Origin of the sequence: Legionella gratiana (assembly GCF_001467695.1) — a bacterium.
Lineage (GTDB): Bacteria > Pseudomonadota > Gammaproteobacteria > Legionellales > Legionellaceae > Legionella > Legionella gratiana.
Genome location: NZ_LNYE01000029.1, coordinates 285069 through 304226 on the forward strand (window position 1 = coordinate 285069; position 19158 = coordinate 304226).

A 19158-nucleotide genomic window follows, 5' to 3' on the forward strand; every position below is an offset into this window, starting at 1 on the left:
GTTAAATTGCTGTGTTAAGAGGGGGAATTTTCATGAAATCGCTAGTACCTTGGGTATGTTTGTTTGTTGCATCAGCGGGTTCACAAGCTTTTGCTGATGATTTCAGTGCTTATCGATTAGGCAACTATAATAAAGCAATTGAACCTTTAATGAGTCAATCAGGAAAAAATGCTATTGCTGATTATTACTTAGGCCGAATTTACCTTTATGGATATGGTCAACTAAAAAACAATCAACTGGCAATACGCTATTTTACCCAATCGGCTCAAAAAGGATATTTGCCTGCAATTCTACTCATGGCTAAATACTCTTTATTACATGAAAAAGATCCAGAACAAGCTTTAGTTTGGTTTAAAAAAGCGGCAGATGCTGGTGATGTAGATGCACAAATGTTTGCTGCGGCAGCTTATATGTATGGAGTCGGAGTCAAGAAAAATGTTGATACAGCAACCCGTTATTACATTAATGCAGCAAAAAATGGCAATTCAATTGCACAATTTACCTTAGCAAAGAACTTTATAGACAGTCGTAATGCATCAAATCGTAAATTAGGTCTTATTTGGTTGAATAAAGCAGTTGCTAATAATAATCCCCAGGCTCTTACTAAATTAGGTACTCTTTATATTGAAGGAAAATTGATTGACAAAGATGAAAATAAAGGGGTCGAATTATTAAATCGTGCTGTATCTCAAGGCTTCGCCCCTGCAATGGTTGCTTTGGGAGAATTGGCTTTAGAGCACAATCAAAAGGATCAAGCCCTGGAGTGGTTTAATAAAGCAAGTAACCAGCAAAATGATCAAGCATACTTAGACCTGGCTCATATTTATTTACAACCAAAAAGTCCAATTTATGATCCTAAAGCTGCTTTTATGTGGACCTTAAAAGCAGCTCAAGATGGATTACCTCAGGGTAAACGTGAGTTGGCCGAAATGTACCAAAAAGGAATAGGAGTAGAGACGGATCCTAATATCGCAAAACAATGGCTGGATCAAGCCAATCAAGATGAGAGTTCAAAAAATCAAGAAGCTGCTTTAGCACAAGCCGCATTGTGGTTGAGTAATGGTGTAACGGATAAATTGGAGCAAACTGATTTTCAAATGAAAGGGATATTCAGTGCTTGGCAAAATCCGTCAGTATTAGGTGATTTTGCTTATAATCAAGCACCCAAAGTAAAGAATGTGCTACGTCAATCTGTCTTTAGACCTCAATTTGAATTGATTCAGCCTAATGATGTACCTATAACCAGTTTTTATGATGTACTTCTTCGTAAAAATCCTGATTTCCAAGCCAATCAATGGACTTATCCCTTTTATCCTTTAAACAAACAGTTAGCTGCGGCAATAAAGGCAAATAGTTCTGTTTTTAACCAAATAAATTTACCTGTACCTTATATTGATGCAAATTATTACGATTATGATGATCACTCGCAAGCGAGCATCATGGATTTGTGGACGAAGGGTTGGCAAGAGCAATTGAACTATATGTCTATTTTTAACAGCCTCTATTCCAGAGCAATATTAGGTGATGCTCAATCACAGTTTGAAATAGGACAAATGTTCCAATACGGTATTGGCGTTGCTCAAAGTGATGCTTCTGCAATTATTTTTTATCAAAATGCAGCACAACAACAGCATTTAGGTGCTGAATACAATCTAGGCATATTATATTTGCAACATGCTAAAGATAAAAATGATTATCAGCTTGCTTTAAATGATTTAACGGATGCTGCGTTTAAGGGAAATAAACGATCGCAATATGTACTCTCTAGAATTCTTGCTCAAGGAGTAACTGGCCAGGATGGAACGGTATATATTCAGTCTAATCCAGAACAAGCAACGTCTATGTTGTATCTGGCAGCTGCTAATAATTACGGCCCTGCGGAATATGAATTAGCAGATAATTTGGCACGTCAAAATGATAGTGCTTTAAGCGTCAATGTCAGAAAGCATAAAATAGCAATGATTCGTCAGCTTTATCAAGGTGCCGCAGATCGCGGTGTCTCTCAGGCTTTATTACCACTTGCTTTTTATAATGCAATGGATGAAGACAAGCAAAGACAAGACCAGGCTTTTCTGATTGCCAAAGAACAAGCTGCGACAGGTAATAATGAAGCTGCACTATTGCTAGGATTACTTTATGATCGAGGAATAGGTGTGTCTGCAGATCCAGGACAAGCAATCACTTGGTATCAACAATCAGGTAAAAATGCTGTAAGTGATTTTATTTTAGGTACTTATGCTGCGGAAGGCAAAGGCATTGCTCAGGATACAGCAAAAGGAATGGAGCGGTTGCAACAAGCTGTAAATGATAAATTTTCTTATGCTGATTTTAATATGGCAGTGCTGCAAAAACAAACGGGACAAGATTTTTTACCTAATTTGATCCAGGCTTATCAGTTAGGAAACAGTCATGCAGGAATTGTTTTAGCCGATTATTATTTAATAGACAATTCTGATCCACAAAAAATGCAAGAAGCAAAACAAATTTATGCCGGTCTTGCTGAAAAAGGAGATCAATATGCTCAATTGAAATTAGCTTATATGTTGCAGAAAGGCTTGGGTTCTGAACCTGATGTACTTGAAGCCCAACGTTGGTATACTGCCTCAGCAGAACAAGGAAATCCTCTAGCTCAATACCTGTTAGCTCAATTGTATCAGCTGGGTATCAATGGTGATCCTGATTATAATTTGGCAAAGCAGTGGTATCAAAAAGCAGCTACGGTATTACCGGAAGCTTTAGTTGCATTAGGTTTTATACATGAAACTGTTGATGATAATTATCCTAATGCATTGAAAGAATATCAACAAGCTGCTGTAAAAGGAGATGCCTTAGGAACATATGATTTAGGTTTAATGTATTTATATGGAAAAGGTATTCCAGTGGATTACCAAAAAGCTAGAGATTTGTTTGCTGAAGCAGCAAATCAAGGTATCCATGAAGCAATGAATCAATTGGGAGCCATTTATTTTTATGGATTAGGGCAAGCTCGAGATACACAGCAATCTTTAGCATGGTATAAAAAAGCAGCAGAAATAGGAAATGCTAATGCACTTTATCAATTGGGATTATTATCTGAGACAGGTGTAATTACCAAGCTTGATTTTAATGATGCACTCAATTATTACCAGCAATCAGCGGAAAAAGGTAATGAAAAGGCAATGCTGGCTTTAGCAAGAATGTATCACTATGGTTTGGGTGTTGAGAAAGATCCTAAGATGGCAGCAGGCTTTTATGAAAAATTGGCCCTACGTCAAAATGCTTATGCTCAATATCAATTAGGTACTTATTATTTAGAGGGCACTGCAGGAGAGCGTTCAATTTCTAAAGGCAAAGAATTACTGCAGCAAGCAAGTGATAATGGTAATTTGCAAGCACGCCAAGTTTTACAGCGCTTAGAAGCGCAAACTCAAGCACGGGTAAGTTTTATTGAGCCTGTATTAATGAATAATGCACCTGTGGTTGCAGGCCAAACAGCTGATTTAATGTATCTAGAGGCGCTTAATGAGTGGAATCAAGGTGATGAAGTTTTATCACGAATGATTTTACAACGTTTAGTGACCCAATATCCTAACTTTATACCGGCAAAACGAGCATTTGATCAATTGAACCAAGCACGATTAGTGAGTACTTCTATAAATTGGAGTAAAGGATAAAACTCAGTATTTGTGTCATGCTGCCAAGCACAACCGTTGTTGGTAAATGATAATCACATTATAATGTGATTATCATTTTGTACCAATAAAGGTGTAATCATGTTGGCAATTCTAGAAGCAAATAAAGCAGGTCTTCTCCAGCCGAAACATTGGCTCAACAACATTATTGCTGGAGTGATTGTAGGCGTTGTAGCTTTACCTCTTGCTATGGCTTTCGCGATTGCATCAGGAGCTAAACCCGAACAAGGACTCTACACCGCCATTGTGGCAGGATTGTTTGTTTCGATATTTGGAGGAACTCGACTGCAAATTGCAGGTCCAACAGGTGCGTTTATTGTTATTTTATCGGGTATTACTGCAAAATACGGTATTGAAGGGTTACAAATCGCAAGTCTAATGGCGGGTATGATGCTGTTATTACTTGGCTTGGCAAAAATGGGAGCCGTTATTAAATTTATACCCGATCCAGTGATCGTTGGTTTTACCGCAGGGATTGGCGTTATTATCTGGGTGGGCCAATGGAACGATTTTTTTGGGTTACCTGCCGTTACCGGCGAGCATTTTTATATCAAATTGTATCATTTGATTCAAGTTTTTCCCGAGTTTCATGTAACAACTACTTTGCTTGCTGTGCTCGCAATTTTGTTGGTCATCTACAGTCCTAAGGTACCGGCACTAAAGCGTATTCCTGGGCCTTTGGTGGCTTTGATCGTTACGACTTTAGTTCAGGTAACATTTCAATTTGAAGGAATCAAAACAATTGGCTCTGCATTTGGCGGAATTCCCCAGGGGCTACCTGAGTTTACCATGCCCTCTGTCACATGGGAGAAAATTATTGAATTGATTGGTCCTGCGTTTACGATTGCCATGTTGGGAGCCATCGAATCGCTTTTGTCTGCTGTGGTTGCTGATGGCATGGCCGGTACCCGACATGATTCCAACCAGGAACTAGTCGGTCAAGGCTTGGCTAATATTGTTGCTCCTTTATTTGGAGGATTTGCCGCAACTGGCGCTATTGCACGAACAGCAACCAATATTCGCAATGGTGGCACAGGGCCGATTGCGGGTATTACTCACTCCATTACCTTAATCATTATCTTATTGGTATTGGCCCCTCTGGCTGTTCATATTCCATTGGCCACATTGGCTGCTATACTTTTTGTAGTTGCTTGGAATATGAGTGAAGCCAAGCATTTTATTAAAATGGTACGTCGAGCGCCTCTGGCAGATGTTGTCATTTTGTTGATTACATTTTTATTGACCGTTTTTGCCGATCTGGTGGTCGCGGTTAATATCGGTGTCATACTAGCAACTCTTCATTTCCTGCGCAGAATGGCAACCAGTGTCGAAGTTCGTCAAGCAACTGAGCGGGAATTGGAACAAGAATTTGCCCATAAAGGATTCATTAATCTACCACCGGATGTGTTAGTTTTTACCGTTGAAGGTCCCTTCTTTTTTGGGGCAGTAGAAAATTTTGAACGGGCATTAGCAGGGACACATACCGATCCCAAACATCTTATCATTCGGCTTAAATGGGTGCCTTTTATCGATATAACCGGCTTGCAGACTTTGGAAGAAGTTATTCATGATCTACAAAAACGTGGTGTTAACGTCATGTTATCTGGTGCTAACGACCGGGTTAGAGGAAAGTTGCGAAAGTCTGGGATTATTGATTTGATTGGAGAAAAAAATAATTTTTACACATTTGACGAAGCATTAGTTTTTTTAAAAGAAAGTATCCATGTATCCGGTGATGATTCGTCCTTTCAGAAAATTGCTGTGAGCGATCCAATTCAAAATACATTGAATACAAGTCAAGAATACTTGTCATTAAAGTAAGAGCAAAGAAAACCATCAGGTAATTAACTGTTATTAAGAGTAGGCACCTTTGTATTTTTTATGAAATAAATTCTTGCATCTTTGATAATATTTACTCAAAATATCCTTTGCTTTATCTGGTTTAGATATTAGGTCCTTAAATTTAAATAACAGGGGTGTTTGAGATGAAATATACGGTAACTTTTTGCGTATTTGATCATACTGTGGAGGGTAATCCTTTTTGGCATGGTTCTTTTTTCCTATCTAAACTGGATGACAGCAAACAGTTGCTTGAAGTCGCGGAGGCTTGGGGATTTTATGGTGTTACTAGTACAACTGATAAAAAAAGTTGGTGGGGTAAACTAAAAACTAAATTAGCTTTAGATGTTGATTTTCAAGGCAATCATGGATGGCTCACTCATGAAGAAGTTCGTTTTATGGATCTTGGCCATGGTTTGCATGGATATACTTTTGAAATCACCGAAGAACAATTTAATGAACTACAAAAAAGATGTACTAGAGCAGTTGCTGATCAAGAAGCGGCTATCAAAGAAGTTGTAGGCTCTGAAAAAATCCCGTCGGACTCAGCTCGGAAAGTGAGATTTTATAAAGAAGAGCCAGTATCCAAACATATTTTTGAAATAGAAAAATACAAAGCAAAAATGGAAGGACGCCAATCTCGATTAAAGCCTTTTGATTTACATGTGTCATTAGGTTTTTGGGGGCCGAGTCTTGAAAAATCTCATACTTGTAAAAGTGAAGCGCTTAATCTATTAGAAGGGATATTAACAGAAGAACAACTTGCTCCTTTTAAAGCTACTTCTTTGCCTCGATTTATAAGCGGTTTAGAGCCTATTTTCCTACATAGTACTGGTAAGTTGCACACTCATACTCGAAGTTCTGGCAAAGAAGTTTTCTATCGAGATGGTCATGATGAGGATGTTAAATTGTATTGGAGCGTTCCTCCTCAACATTTTGAAGCTTTGTCAGAGGATACAGTAGATTTATTTTCTATAGATCCAGAATATGTTTCTGAAGTTAAGAGTATGGTAAGTAAGTTGCAGCGTTTGGAGTGGTCCTTAAGAAATGCTTCTTTACCGATGCAATACCAAGAATATAAAGATAGTTTAATCGATAAGGTTATTGCGTGCTATAAAGCGTTTGCCATTATGGAACCTAAAAAGGATACCAAAATATCAGGATGGCAAGGATTTGCCCTTTCTCTATTCTCATTACCGAGAAGTAAAGAAGAGAAAAAATTACAAGATAAAATTCATCAGGCCAAAATGCTTTTAAATTCTATTTATATGGCCATCGTTGATGGATGGGAAATTGACGATAATTATCCTTCTGAGGTATCTGCAACGGAACATGATGAAGATTATAATCCACTTGAAGCGATCGTTTCCTATTTATCGATTGACGATAAGAAAAAACTCTGCCAGATATTAGGACGAAGTTATGTTGAGAGTGAAGAGTACGAAGAAATGAGTGACGAATCACTTTCAGTAGCTGCACAAAGGTAGTTTTTAAAAGAACAACTCTCAGAAGAGAGTTGTTCTTTATTAGAACCCGTGTAAGCTATGGATCCGCCTAGAATTCTAATGAAGGCTCATTTGGGGCTATGAGATACAGCGCCATCTGCTGGCAATTCTTCATTATTTGCACTATTGATCTGCATAAACTCTTTTAGCGATCTCAGTAATTTTGTGCGTCCATGTTTTTCCAGGGTATTCTGAATTTGTCCATAATCATCAGCACCTACAGCATAAGACTTCTCCAAAAGAAGTGAAAACATTGTGATAGGACAACCAAAATTGGCACCATACATAAGCGGAGTGTACCCGTCTTCATCTCTCTGTTTAATGAATTCAGGGTTGTCACTTAAGGATGACATAAGGAATAACTCATCATGATGAGCGATAGCACTCATTAAATTGGAAAAATCAGCTTTAGAATCATTTGTTTTAGTCTGAAAGAATGAATACATAGTTTCCTCGTTTGGATTAATATATCGCATTGATCCACCAAAATACATCATGATCTCATAAAAATCAAGTCGTCTAAAAACAGTCATTTTAAAGGAGCATAGGTATAGATAATACAAGAGCCTAAACTAATTAGGCTCTTGCTCATTGTTATTAATGAATTATTTTGTATTTCCAGATCCTGGTTTAATGGAAAAATCATGCCCCAGCTCTTTACCCACTTCTTCGTGTGGTTTTTTAAAGAACGTGCCAGAATAAGTGCTTTTCTGTGTGGGTAACGTTGAAAAGCTGTCTGAAATAACATTTTTACCCTGTTTATCATCATGATATATCATGTCTATTTTTGATACTTGATAAGTCTTTCTATCATCAATTGTTGGGAGTTTATCTTGTGTAATATATTCATTAGTACTACCCACAACAATATGGGGTGACGCAAATTTAAACTCTACATCTGGCGCTACTTCTCTGATTTTTTCTTGTATCTCTTGACGCAATAACTCCAATTGATTCGTTGTCTCCTGTAGCTGAACATGAACACTACTATGACCCTTCCAATTTTCAAGTTGAGATATTTTAAATTCCAATGCATTATATTTATTAATAATAGGAGCTATCTCTTTCAATATTTTTTGATAATTATCATTAGAAATAGGCGTATCTTCCGAGCCGATGTTTTCTAACCAGCCAATTGTCATATGCCATTGTGATCTGTCTCTAGGAGTCACACTTGGTAATTCTTTTAAATATGAGGTAATGTCATCACCTAATTGTCCTCTTCCATCAGACGTAGTAGGGAGATTAATACCAATATAATAACGTTGACCTGGTTCTCTTTTTTCGTATATTCGATCTTTTAGATCATTATTAAGAATTAAAGCTTTATCTATATCAATGCGGTTTTCTCTATCTATATCCAATAATCCTTTTAATAGTGGATCCTTTTTAGCCTGATTAAGATCATGCATGTTTTGAGGAAGACAATTATATTGAATATAGTGGATTAACAGACCCACTGCCCACATATCATTGCTTTTATCAGGCGATTTGAACTGTTCACGTTTTTTTTCATCCACGGGATAAGTATTTTGCCCTTCTTTGCTATCGATGACAACTCGTCCTAAGATACCAATCTTTTTAGCATAGTATGTTTCACCATATTCTTTGTTCGCTTTATCAGTTTCATAAGGGTTGGTATAATAATAGGCCATCTCAGGTGACTGGTATAATTTGGGACCTGCTGCATACTCGCTTTTATTTCCATGCTTTTTAGCTTCCCCAAAATCGGCTATCTTAAGAGAGTATTTTCCATTAATATCCTTATAGACCAAAAGATTTTGAGGTTTTAAATCTTGATGAACCATACCCGCATCGTGCATCGCTTTAACACCCTTCAGTAAATCGTCAATCAATTGTTCTTTGGCTTCACGATTATCAGAAAGAGATTCTAAAACAGAATCCAGTGTGCCAATAGCTTTGGGCGAATAAACAGTAATTTTTGTTCGACCATTTTTTTCATAAATTTGACCGGTTTCTGTTGCGCAAATTGCTGTTGAGTTTTCACCCAAGCTGCGAGATAACTCTGATTCTTTTTTTATTTCTTCAATATACTCCTTTAGATGAGGGTGATCATTTCCCACACTCATGGTTAAACCAAAGTATTCTTCTTGTACATCCAGCCTCCAACTGGGTTTACCCGTTTTAATTGCGCCACGAGCCACAGGCATATCCAGATCTTTAGTATTGTCCTGAAGTTTTCTCTTTGTTTCCGCAATAAGCTTATATTCACCATTTGAACTTCGGACAATATTAATTGTACGAGGTAACTGGGTTGATTCTTTTGAAAATCGAATAGAATCTCCAGGTTTAAGCAACAATAAGCTATCTTGTAATTCTTTATTATTTTCATTACTAAAGAAATTTAAAATTTCTTGATAGTCCTTATCGGATAGTTTCTTTGCTAGTTCGGGATTTAGTGAGTTTGCCTTTGCTGCATTCAATCGCTCAATAAAAAGGTTGACATCCTTTTGAGATGCAAGCATTTCATTTTCCACTTCTTGAACCACAGTGTTAACGTAATCCTCACTTAGATAATATTCAGGAAGGTTGCTGCCACGTTTTTGTTGTAATGCTTGTAATTCGCTTTTAACATACACGCCATCCCGAGGGAAAATATAATTTTCATAACCTGGACCAGCAACATAGGGTAAGCCATATGTCGTGCCTGATTGCATAATTTCATGCACTGTATGGTCTCCCCCAGGAACCATAAACGCAAGATAAGCCATACGAATTGTTTCTAATTCATATTGTCGCTGACTCATATCTTCGGATACACCTAACCCAACTAAACCTGCCATGGCAGTTGACTGGTCTAAAGTTCCTGATATACCAGCACATACTGGAATCCCCAACTCATCTACAGTATCCAAATATTCATTTGTAGATTCACTAAAGGTATTTGATGTTCGAGCTAAATCAAATATTGCAGCACCGGTACCAAAATTTAATTGGCGTTCATTTCGGGGGTCGTTTTTTTGATATCGTAATTCCCCTACCTGATTAAAGTATTCACGAGAGGAAAGTGGTCTTCTGTGAAAGGCATTGATATCTGATGTACCACTCATTGCTTGCTCTAAGGAGATATTAGGATGCTCTTTATAGTATTTCTCTACATCTGCATCTGATTTACTCTTTCTATATTGAGAATTTAATCCAGCATTTGCCCCATATCTAAAAATTTCAGGTATATACCATGCGCCTCTATTACGCATTGTTGCGATAAAACTCATATCAAGAGACCAGTCTTTTCCATTTTCTTTTAGCCAATTATTAATATCTTTTACCATCTCATCATCTTTAACCACGGCATTTGCGAAATGGTTACACATATAAACAAAGAACATTTTATTTCTAAATTCTGCTTCAGGATTATCTGGTTCACCCTTTTCCAATACATTTAAATAGGCTAGAGGATTACTACCGAGAGTTCCAGGAGAGTTTTGCTGCTTTGTGCTATCCCCAGCAATTCGATGTCTAATTTCCATTAATAAGCGTTCATCTTCGCCAACTTTTTTACTTGTTTCCTCCAATTTGCTTGGATTTAAATTACCTACAATTTCTAATTGTTCAGCAATTACATCGTATGACAAGTGTCCAAAGTCGTGCATAAGAAAATGAGTTTGATGAAGATACCATTTTTCGTCATTCGGTATTGAGTCATATTTCGTGAATTCGTCAACCATTCTTTTATGTTGCTCTGGAGTTAATGAAAAGCTAACATTTTTTAGTGCAATTAACTCGCTATACTGTTTATCTGTTAAAGCACATCCTATCTCTTTTTCCAAATCAGGTTTTGATAAAGCTAAAGCATCTTTCCATTTCAAAGTTGAATGACCTTTTAAAACCTCTTTTAAATAGTTAATGGCATCAATCTCTTTATGAGGTAAAATTTCCTCTATTTTCTCTAGAATGAGTACACGGGTAACATAATCTTCTAAGGTTTCTTTAGGGAAATCAGCTAATTTTTGTCCTTTAGTGATAAACAGACTCTGATTTTCTGTCAATAACTTTATAATCGAAACAAATGCTTCAGAGTTATTTCCTTCTTTCAGAATGCTTTTTATGTTTGGAGAAATTTCAGATGTGAATATTTTGCAGGCACCTTGCATTTTTAAAATGTCTTTTGAGGTGAAGCCATGAAGTTTTAATTGACCTGCATCAACAGGTATCATTGGAATACCCTTTACAGCATCAATATGCACATAGGCTTTTAGCAAATCAAGATATCTTTGGCTGTATATATTAGCATATTGCAGTAAAGGGCCGGCCTTTTTATCTATTGAGACCTCGGTGGTTTCTGTTTTATTCTTAGAAAAAGGAGGCTCAACATCCCTTGTTCCTCTAACGTATTCCAAAGAGAGATCAGCTACCGATTGCTCCATAAGTCGAGTACTTTCATGATACTTACTAGCTACCCTTTGTTTAACAGCATCTTGGACGCTTTTAGATTTTAGTTTTGTTGCTTCGAATTCAGTTGGTAATCGATTGATATTAAAAGTTGGCGTTTTATCAGAGCGCCAGTCATTAAAAATATCCTTACTTATATAGTCTAAGTCGTTCTGAGTAATTGTATTATTCAGTGTTATTAGTCCCTTGATAGTATCCACAACTACCTTAGGTCTGGGATGATTTATAATCATTTCAATATTTGAAAAATTTAATAAAAGATCGCTGTTATTTTTCTTTAAATGAATTAACGAATTAGTAATATCCTTAAAGTTTTTGCTTTCAATTATCTTAGTAATGTATTTATCAGAAAGTTGTATGTTGTTTTTCTTTAATTCAGATAATTGGCTAATTAATTCTATTGCTTCTTCATTGGATTTGGATAAAATATTTAACCTAATTTCATTAGATAAAAGTAATTCTTTTAAACTTATTAAAGCCTCAGAAGCCACCACTGGTTTTTTTGCTTTAGCTAAAAAACTGTATTCATTGTCATCAAGTGATACTCCTTTTCGGTTTAAGAGATTTAATGCCTCAAGAAATTCTTTGGGTTGAGGGTGAGTGAATAGATCCTTCTGTATTATGTTAAATGAATAAACGAGGTGTAGTTTATAGGCAGCATCTAAATATTCCACGAATGACTCAGGATCTTCTAGTTTAAAGAGTTCTGATTCTAGCTGGTCAGATAAGCCAATTGATTTTTGACTTAATTGAACAAGGGCTGCGCATATTTTTTCAGGATTATCATGCTTTATTAGGGCATCAATGGTATCCTGCCTTATGTGTAACGTCTCGTTGAATTCCTTCTGAAAACTTAATAAAGCGTTGATCAATTTTTTCGGTGCATTATGCTGGACTATCAATGTTTGTTGTTCAATGGTGCCAACAAATCCTTTATTCTTGCCATCTCTTAACGCTTCAGCACTTTCAATTGGATTGTTGCTTCCAGATAAGGCGGCGATAACTTCATCATCAATAAATGAAAGCTGACATGCTTTAAGAAAATCAAGGGGATTTGGATTAATTGATGCAAGAGATAAAAGGGTAGCAGATAATCTGCCCGCAGATGCAAGATTTCTAATTTCTATTAAAATACTATCATCCTCTCCTAAGGAAGGTGCTCCAAAACACGAGTTGATCAAATCACAAGCATTTCGATAATTAACATCTTGTTCTGGCATAAGAATTCTTGAATATATTCCTTTATTGAAGAATTGTTCAAACTCCAATGGGGTTATTTCCCGAGTTTCATCTCCGTCCTGGAATACGTTATTAAACACATCCATTAGTTTTTGTTCATGAAACAAACTAAAGCCTTCATTTTTAAATTTATTGTCATATGATTGTGAAATTTTTCTTAAATTCATTACAGTTATCATAATAACACCCTTTTGTTGATTCTTTTATTTGCTAATGGTTTAAGTTTAGTTCATTATTGGGTGTTTGTTGTTATTTCACCATGTAACGCACTATCTTTTCTAGATTTAAGTGCTTTCATCAGTTTCCAAAAGATTTTTGCACAAAAATAAATATATTGGATTATAATAGCTCATAATTATTAACAAATGATTAGCAAGTGAATTTTGGTCAACTCATTAAATGGAAATTTATTAGCATTAATCATGGATAATATGATTGAATATAAATTCATTAATTATAAAAGTTTATCTACTGATTTAATTAAATCAGTCTAAATAATCCTAGAAAAAGGAGTTGGGTCGGTAGCACGCACAGTAGGAACCAACTGTTTTTTCTAGGATAATAAGCGCCAATTATTGAGGAAATAGAGATGAGTACTAAATTGTTCCAGGACAAGAGGATTATTGCTAATCACATCGCTCAAAACTTCATTACAGTCGAAGAAGAAGCAAAATCTTTTTGCAAAAAGCTGGAAGTGTTGCAAGAAGAGCTTTATTCGGTAAAAACAAAAACAGATTTCGATAATGTTGTTAAAAAATTAATTACACAAGGAAAAGAGACACATCAGTTTTTATCGACACGGACCATGGGAGAGGGACAGGAAGCTTCAGCGTTGATGTACAATTCTAAATATATAGGAACGCTCTCAAAATATGTTAGAACAGGGGGCGTTTTGGAAGAGAAAGAATCAATCTTTCTTGAAAAAGCATTAAGAAATTTAACGGATGTTCAAAAGAATGAAGCGCGTAATTTTATTAATCATCTCAATGAGCTTCAGCCCGTTTCAGAAATTCTTATGAGTCAAGAAGATAAATTTAAGGATCGTCTTAGTCAGACGGATTCACTAGATGAGGTTGAGGCGATTGAGGCTGAAGTTTTGGAGAAAAATAATATTCTTGAGGGTTCTTTGAATCGATTAGTTTCTTATCCTCAAGATGAGGCTGTAGCGGAGGCACTCGTCACTTTTTTGCAGATGAATGAACGTTTTTTAAATATAATGCAATCTTTTGATATCTATGCGTCCTTAGAGGAAGACCTCACAAATGCAAGAGCAGCAGTAATGATAAATAATAGATCTTTACGTGGTAGTTAGTGATGGATTTCTATTGCGTCTTTGTGACAAAGTATAGAATCTATAGGACTATCATGAATTGTAGTCTTATCGATCAACTAAATTAGGATAGTCTTTAGGTACGTGCTCAGCAGTAACCGCCGCTTCGCGCGGTTAACGTGCTGAGCTATTATGTTTTTAACCAACTAGCCTCCCTGCACCCAAGAATAGGGCCTCCTCAATTTCTAGAAAAATGTTCGACCTAGCTCCCAGTGAAACAGACCTCACCATTCTTTTTCGTAATACGCTATGAATTTTATTCATTTTGAAATCACTTAGGGTTAAGACTTGTATGTATAAAATAATACATAAGGGATGAGAAATTGGTTAAGAGCTAATCAAAATCACTAGATAGTGAGGGTTATTATGTTTGAACAATTAATAAAAATCTTAAGTGATAAAGTAACAAGGGAAAAGGATATTAGGTGCGCAATAATATTGAGTAAACAAATTGCATCTCAAAAAGATTTATCGTCTATTTTATCTCTTTTAAAAAACGCTCCCGAAAATAGTATCGATGTGGTTGTTTGTAATCAATTAATGAATAAGTTTAATAGAGATTGGAATTTTATATGTACGGTTTACAATCTATTAATCGTTAAAGAAATAGCTAATGAAGCCAGCTTTAATAGTTTCATTACTCTAGCAGGAAAAAATAGAAAGTTTGAAGCAGCAAAAAATGCTTTTGAATTCGCTAAAAAACGGAAATTAGTCAATGTGATTACGTTTAATAGTTTCATTGTTGCCGCAGGAAAAAATGGGCAGTTCCATGCAGCACAAAATGCATTTGAGGTGGCCAAAGAATGGAAATTGTCTAATGCAATTACCTTCGCGACCTTTATTGATGTAGCAGGAAAGCATGGACAATTTGAGATAGCAAAAAATACCTTTGAATTTGCTAAAAAATGTAAATTGCTCAATGAAGCTTCCTTTTCTAGTTTTATTGATGCAGCAGGTAAAAACGGGCGATTCGATTTGGCGTATAATGCTTTTGAGCTAGCTAAAAACTCGAAATTGGCTAATGAGGTCACTTTTGCAAGTTTCATTGATGCAGCAGGTAAAAACCGACAGTTTGAAATGGCGCAAAATACTTTTGAATTAGCCAAGAGCAGAAGGTTAGCGAATCAGATTACTTTTAATAGTTTCATTAACGCAGCAGGGAAGAACGGACAGTTTGCAGCAGCACAAAATGCATTTGCACAAGCTAAGGAAAAAAGATTGCTTGATCAGGTTACCTTTGCCAGTTTTATTGATTTAGCAGGAAAGAGTGGAGAATTTGAAGCTGCTCAAAATGCCTTTGAGTTAGCGAAACAGTGGAAGTTAGTCAATGAATTTACATTTAATAGCTTCATCAACATTGCAGGGAAGAATAGGCAGTTTGAGGCAGCTCAAAGGGCCTTTGAATTAGCCAAAAAATTAAGATTGGCTAATTCAATCACATTTACTAGTTTCATTGATGCGGCTGGAAAGAACGGACAGCACGAAGCGGCGCAAAATGCCTTTGAATTAGCTAGAAAATGGAAATTAACTAGCAACGTAAATGCTGTGTAAAAAGTTAGCCCCTCACTGGCATTGATTTAAGGGTTAGTGTCATTTTCGCAAAAGCGAGAATCCATGTCTATTTTAGTATTGTCCCTGCATCAAAATGAGTCCTCGCTTTCGCGAGGACAACAACAAGTTCCTTAAGTCAATGAATAATTATGCAGACATTGCTTTGACACGTGCTACTAAACGGCTTTTAATTCGTGCAGCTTTATTTTTATGAATCAAACCTTTTCCTGCGGCTTTGTCAATAATAGGTTGTGCTTTGGCGTAGGCAGCATGAGCGGCTTCTTTATCACCTGATTCAACAGCTTTAAGCACATTTTTAATGTAAGTGCGGAACATAGAACGTGCACTGGCATTATGTTGGCGCAGTTTAACGTTTTGGCGAGCGCGTTTGATTGCTGATTTAATATTTGCCACTTAAAAATCTCCACTCATTCAGTCGGTACAAAAGATGGTGATCATGCACAACAAGATATAAATTGTCAATATAATTTCTTTGTTTCCTCAGGGAAAAATCAAATTTTGGCTTATTTGTTTCTTAGTGAAAATGATTGTTTCACGTCTCATGTGTTATAGGATTATGTAAGATGAAGGATTTAGGTATATCATAAGAAATCTTCGTTTTATTTTTAAAATTATGTCAGCAGCAGATGCAGAAATTATGGTACCTAAACGACAAAGTTTATTACGATCAACCACATTAGTATCAGTGATGACCTTTATTTCACGCATTGTTGGTTTTGTGCGTGATATGGTTCTTGCTAATTTTTTTGGTGCTCAAGCAGGTATGGATGCTTTTTTTGTTGCATTCCGTATTCCTAATTTTATGCGTCGTTTATTTGCGGAAGGGGCTTTTGCGCAAGCATTTGTTCCTGTGCTCGCTGAATACCAAAAAACACGAACTCCAGAAGATGTTCGCATTTTTATTGCTCGTATTGCTGGTTATTTAGGCTCTATTCTTAGTGTTGTTACGTTAATTGGCATGTTTGCAGCGCCTGTAATTATCTTTTTATTTGCTCCGGGATTTAGTCATGATAGTAGTCGTGCAGTACTGGCCACAGAAATGCTGCGTATTACTTTTCCTTTTTTGATGTTGGTTTCTTTAACAGCCATGGCTGGAGCAGTGCTCAATACTTATGGTTATTTTGCAATTCCTGCATTTACTCCTGTTTTACTTAATATCTGCATGATTCTTGCGGCAATTTATTTATGTCCTCATTTACCAACACCTGTAGTAGGATTGGCATGGGGAGTGCTTATTGCGGGGATTATACAGTTACTTTTTCAAATTCCTTTTTTACATCAACGTAATTTACTTGTAAGACCACGTGTGGTGAGAAATGATGCCGGGGTTAATCAAGTGCTAAAATTAATGATCCCTGCTTTATTTGGTGTTTCTATAGCCCAACTCAATTTAATGGTTGATAGTATTTTTGCGTCCTTCCTAAAAGTAGGGAGTGTCTCCTGGTTGTATTATACGGATCGTCTCACTGACTTTCCTTTGGGCGTTTTCGGGGTAGCTGTTGCTACGGTAATTCTACCCCATCTCTCTAGGAGACACTCCGAGCAGAGCATGAGTCAATATTCCAGTGCGTTAGATTGGGGGTTGCGGTTAATTATACTGATTGGAATTCCTGCCAGTTTGGGGTTGTGCTTATTTGCCATGCCTTTAATTGCCAGTTGTTTTGCCTATGGGAAGTTCACCATCAACGATGTACTCCAAACCCAAAAAAGTTTAATTACTCTTGGAGCAGGTGTTCCTGCTTTTATGATGGTTAAAGTATTGGCTTCAGGTTTTTATGCCCGACAAGATATCAGTACCCCAGTTAAAGTAGGTGCTATTTGTATGGTAGTGAATACGTTACTATGTTCCCTATTTATCTGGCATTTTGCTCATGCTGGCTTAACTTTGGCCTCTGCATTGGCAGGTTATGTAAACTGTGGCACTTTATTATTTTTACTGATTAAGCGTGGGGTGTTTAAACCCTCTCCTGGATGGTTAAAATTTAGCATGCAATTAATTTGTGCTAATATTGCAATTAGTATTTATTTAGTTTACATGAGTGGAACAGTAAGTTATTGGCTAAATTTTTCTCCGGTAAAACGTTTAAGTGTATTATCACTCCATGTATTGGTGGCAATTGTCATTTACATCTTGGTTTTAGGATTAACAGGGTTAAGAGCTTCCCATTTTCGCGGTCAAGTGAAGGAATAAAGAGATGCAAGCAAAGTTATTTTATGAAACTGAGAGGGATAGGGCTATTCCTCTTTATTTGATGTCACAAGGTCAGTGGGAAGAACAGAGCAAGATGCTAACAGCTGCAGAGCAAAATTGTTTTGCTTTACAGCAATTTAAGGGAAATATAGGTGATTCTTGTTTCATCTTTAATGCAGATGGTTTAATTGATAAAGCCTATATAGGCACTGGTGATGAAAATCAGGCTCAGGCTATGGCAAATGCAGCGCTATTACTTCCTCCCAATACTTATAAGTTACAAGGTTTCTGTTCTCAAGAGGCATTAATGAATTGGGCTTTAGCACAATATTGTTTTGATGCGTATAAAAAAAACGAAGCTCAGCCACGTATTCTGGTAGTGGATTCGGATGATTTAAATGAACTCTTAAATTTAGTACAAGCGCAATTTTTAGTTCGAGATTTAATTAATAAGCCAACAAGTGATTTAGGACCAAAAGAAATGGCTGAACTCGTTGAGCAATTAGCACAAACCCATCATGCCCAATTTAAACAGTGGGTTGGCGATGAGTTAATCACGGGTAATTTTCCAGCCATCCATGCTGTAGGACGCGCTTCTAAATCTGCTCCGCGTTTGTTGTCGTTAACTTGGGGCAATGAGAAACATCCTCGTATTACTTTGGTAGGAAAAGGAGTATGTTTTGATAGCGGTGGTTTGGACATTAAATCAGCTTCTGGAATGCGCCTTATGAAGAAAGACATGGGCGGAGCAGCTCATGTAATCGGCCTCGCACAGTGGATTATGACTCGTAATTTACCTGTTCGGTTACATATGCTTATTCCTGCAGTAGAAAACTCTCTGGGACCCGATGCATTTAGACCCGGGGATATTCTCACCATGCGTAATGGTTTAACCGTAGAAGTACACAATACCGATGCGGAAGGTCGGTTGATTTTGGCGGATGCTTTAGTAAAAGCATGTGAAGAACAACCTGAATTATTAATCGACTTTGCTACATTAACAGGTGCTGCTCGAGTTTCAGTGGGGAGTGAAATCGCTGCATTTTTGACGAATAACGATCAACTCGCTGCAGCGGTGAGTGATGTTTCTTTGAAGGCTGTTGATCCTGTTTGGCGTTTGCCGTTATTTGATGCTTATGAAGAGATACTTCGCTCCAATGTAGCTGATTTAAGCAATGCAAGTGATCATCCTTATGCAGGAGCAATTGTTGCAGGATTATTTTTGCAACGTTTTGTGTCAAAGACCATCCCTTGGATACATTTTGATATTATGGCATGGAATTTAAGCAGCAAACCCGGTAAACCAGAGGGTGGTGAAGCAATGGGGTTTCGTACCATTGCAGCATATTTATTGAGTACTTACGGACGATCATAGGGTGATACAAAATTAAAAGGAGA

10 protein-coding genes are annotated in these 19158 nt (G+C 36.8%); 7 read left to right on the forward strand and 3 right to left on the reverse strand.

Annotated elements, in window-relative coordinates:
- Positions 1–32 precede the first annotated feature (32 nt).
- The 3 genes from Lgra_RS14285 to Lgra_RS14295 all read left to right on the forward strand — a co-directional run bounded on the left by Lgra_RS14285 (position 33) and on the right by Lgra_RS14295 (position 6997).
- Positions 33–3653 carry a tetratricopeptide repeat protein gene (locus Lgra_RS14285; protein WP_058499939.1) on the forward strand — a complete coding sequence of 1207 codons (3621 nt, stop codon included), beginning with the start codon at positions 33–35 and terminating at the stop codon, positions 3651–3653.
- A gap of 99 nt (positions 3654–3752) precedes the next feature.
- The gene (locus Lgra_RS14290; RefSeq protein WP_058499940.1) at positions 3753–5492 is read left to right on the forward strand and encodes a SulP family inorganic anion transporter; all 1740 of its coding nucleotides are present in this window, start codon (positions 3753–3755) and stop codon (positions 5490–5492) included.
- A 164-nt stretch (positions 5493–5656) separates the two neighbouring features.
- The gene (locus tag Lgra_RS14295; protein ID WP_058499941.1) at positions 5657–6997 is read left to right on the forward strand and encodes a hypothetical protein; all 1341 of its coding nucleotides are present in this window, start codon (positions 5657–5659) and stop codon (positions 6995–6997) included.
- An 86-nt stretch (positions 6998–7083) separates the two neighbouring features.
- On the opposite strand, the gene Lgra_RS14300 is transcribed toward Lgra_RS14295, so the two are convergent.
- Positions 7084–7548 carry a hypothetical protein gene (locus tag Lgra_RS14300; RefSeq protein ID WP_131743512.1) on the reverse strand — a complete coding sequence of 155 codons (465 nt, stop codon included), beginning with the start codon at positions 7546–7548 and terminating at the stop codon, positions 7084–7086.
- A 72-nt stretch (positions 7549–7620) separates the two neighbouring features.
- Positions 7621–12846 carry a protein kinase domain-containing protein gene (locus tag Lgra_RS14305; protein ID WP_058499943.1) on the reverse strand — a complete coding sequence of 1742 codons (5226 nt, stop codon included), beginning with the start codon at positions 12844–12846 and terminating at the stop codon, positions 7621–7623.
- A gap of 410 nt (positions 12847–13256) precedes the next feature.
- Between Lgra_RS14305 and Lgra_RS14310 the strand changes: the two genes are divergently transcribed.
- Both Lgra_RS14310 and Lgra_RS14315 read left to right on the forward strand, forming a co-directional pair.
- Complete coding sequence (locus Lgra_RS14310; RefSeq protein WP_238584461.1) at positions 13257–13979, forward strand: hypothetical protein; 723 nt, start codon at positions 13257–13259, stop codon at positions 13977–13979.
- 384 nt (positions 13980–14363) lie between these two features.
- Positions 14364–15548, forward strand: a complete 1185-nt coding sequence (locus tag Lgra_RS14315) for a hypothetical protein (protein WP_058499944.1) — start codon at positions 14364–14366, stop codon at positions 15546–15548.
- Between the two features lie 147 nt (positions 15549–15695).
- Here Lgra_RS14315 and rpsT read toward each other — a convergent pair whose 3' ends face one another.
- Positions 15696–15962: a 30S ribosomal protein S20 gene (rpsT, locus tag Lgra_RS14320; protein ID WP_058499945.1), complete on the reverse strand. Its 267-nt coding sequence runs from the start codon at positions 15960–15962 to the stop codon at positions 15696–15698.
- Between the two features lie 220 nt (positions 15963–16182).
- Here rpsT and murJ point away from each other — a divergent pair, with 220 nt between their 5' ends.
- Positions 16183–17760 (forward strand): murein biosynthesis integral membrane protein MurJ, encoded by a 1578-nt coding sequence (gene murJ, locus Lgra_RS14325; protein WP_058499946.1) that lies wholly within the window; start codon positions 16183–16185, stop codon positions 17758–17760.
- 4 nt (positions 17761–17764) lie between these two features.
- On the forward strand, positions 17765–19135 hold the full coding sequence (locus Lgra_RS14330; RefSeq protein WP_058499947.1) for a leucyl aminopeptidase family protein: 1371 nt from the start codon (positions 17765–17767) through the stop codon (positions 19133–19135).
- Positions 19136–19158 lie beyond the last annotated feature (23 nt).

Bases quoted from the DNA above. Each gene is read 5' to 3' on its own strand.
- Lgra_RS14285 (WP_058499939.1), top strand. From the start codon at position 33: ATGAAATCGCTAGTACCTTGGGTATGTTTGTTTGTTGCATCAGCGGGT.
- Lgra_RS14290 (WP_058499940.1), top strand. From the start codon at position 3,753: ATGTTGGCAATTCTAGAAGCAAATAAAGCAGGTCTTCTCCAGCCGAAA.
- Lgra_RS14295 (WP_058499941.1), top strand. From the start codon at position 5,657: ATGAAATATACGGTAACTTTTTGCGTATTTGATCATACTGTGGAGGGT.
- Lgra_RS14300 (WP_131743512.1), bottom strand. From the start codon at position 7,548: ATGACTGTTTTTAGACGACTTGATTTTTATGAGATCATGATGTATTTT.
- Lgra_RS14305 (WP_058499943.1), bottom strand. From the start codon at position 12,846: ATGATAACTGTAATGAATTTAAGAAAAATTTCACAATCATATGACAAT.
- Lgra_RS14310 (WP_238584461.1), top strand. From the start codon at position 13,257: ATGAGTACTAAATTGTTCCAGGACAAGAGGATTATTGCTAATCACATC.
- Lgra_RS14315 (WP_058499944.1), top strand. From the start codon at position 14,364: ATGTTTGAACAATTAATAAAAATCTTAAGTGATAAAGTAACAAGGGAA.
- murJ (WP_058499946.1), top strand. From the start codon at position 16,183: ATGTCAGCAGCAGATGCAGAAATTATGGTACCTAAACGACAAAGTTTA.
- Lgra_RS14330 (WP_058499947.1), top strand. From the start codon at position 17,765: ATGCAAGCAAAGTTATTTTATGAAACTGAGAGGGATAGGGCTATTCCT.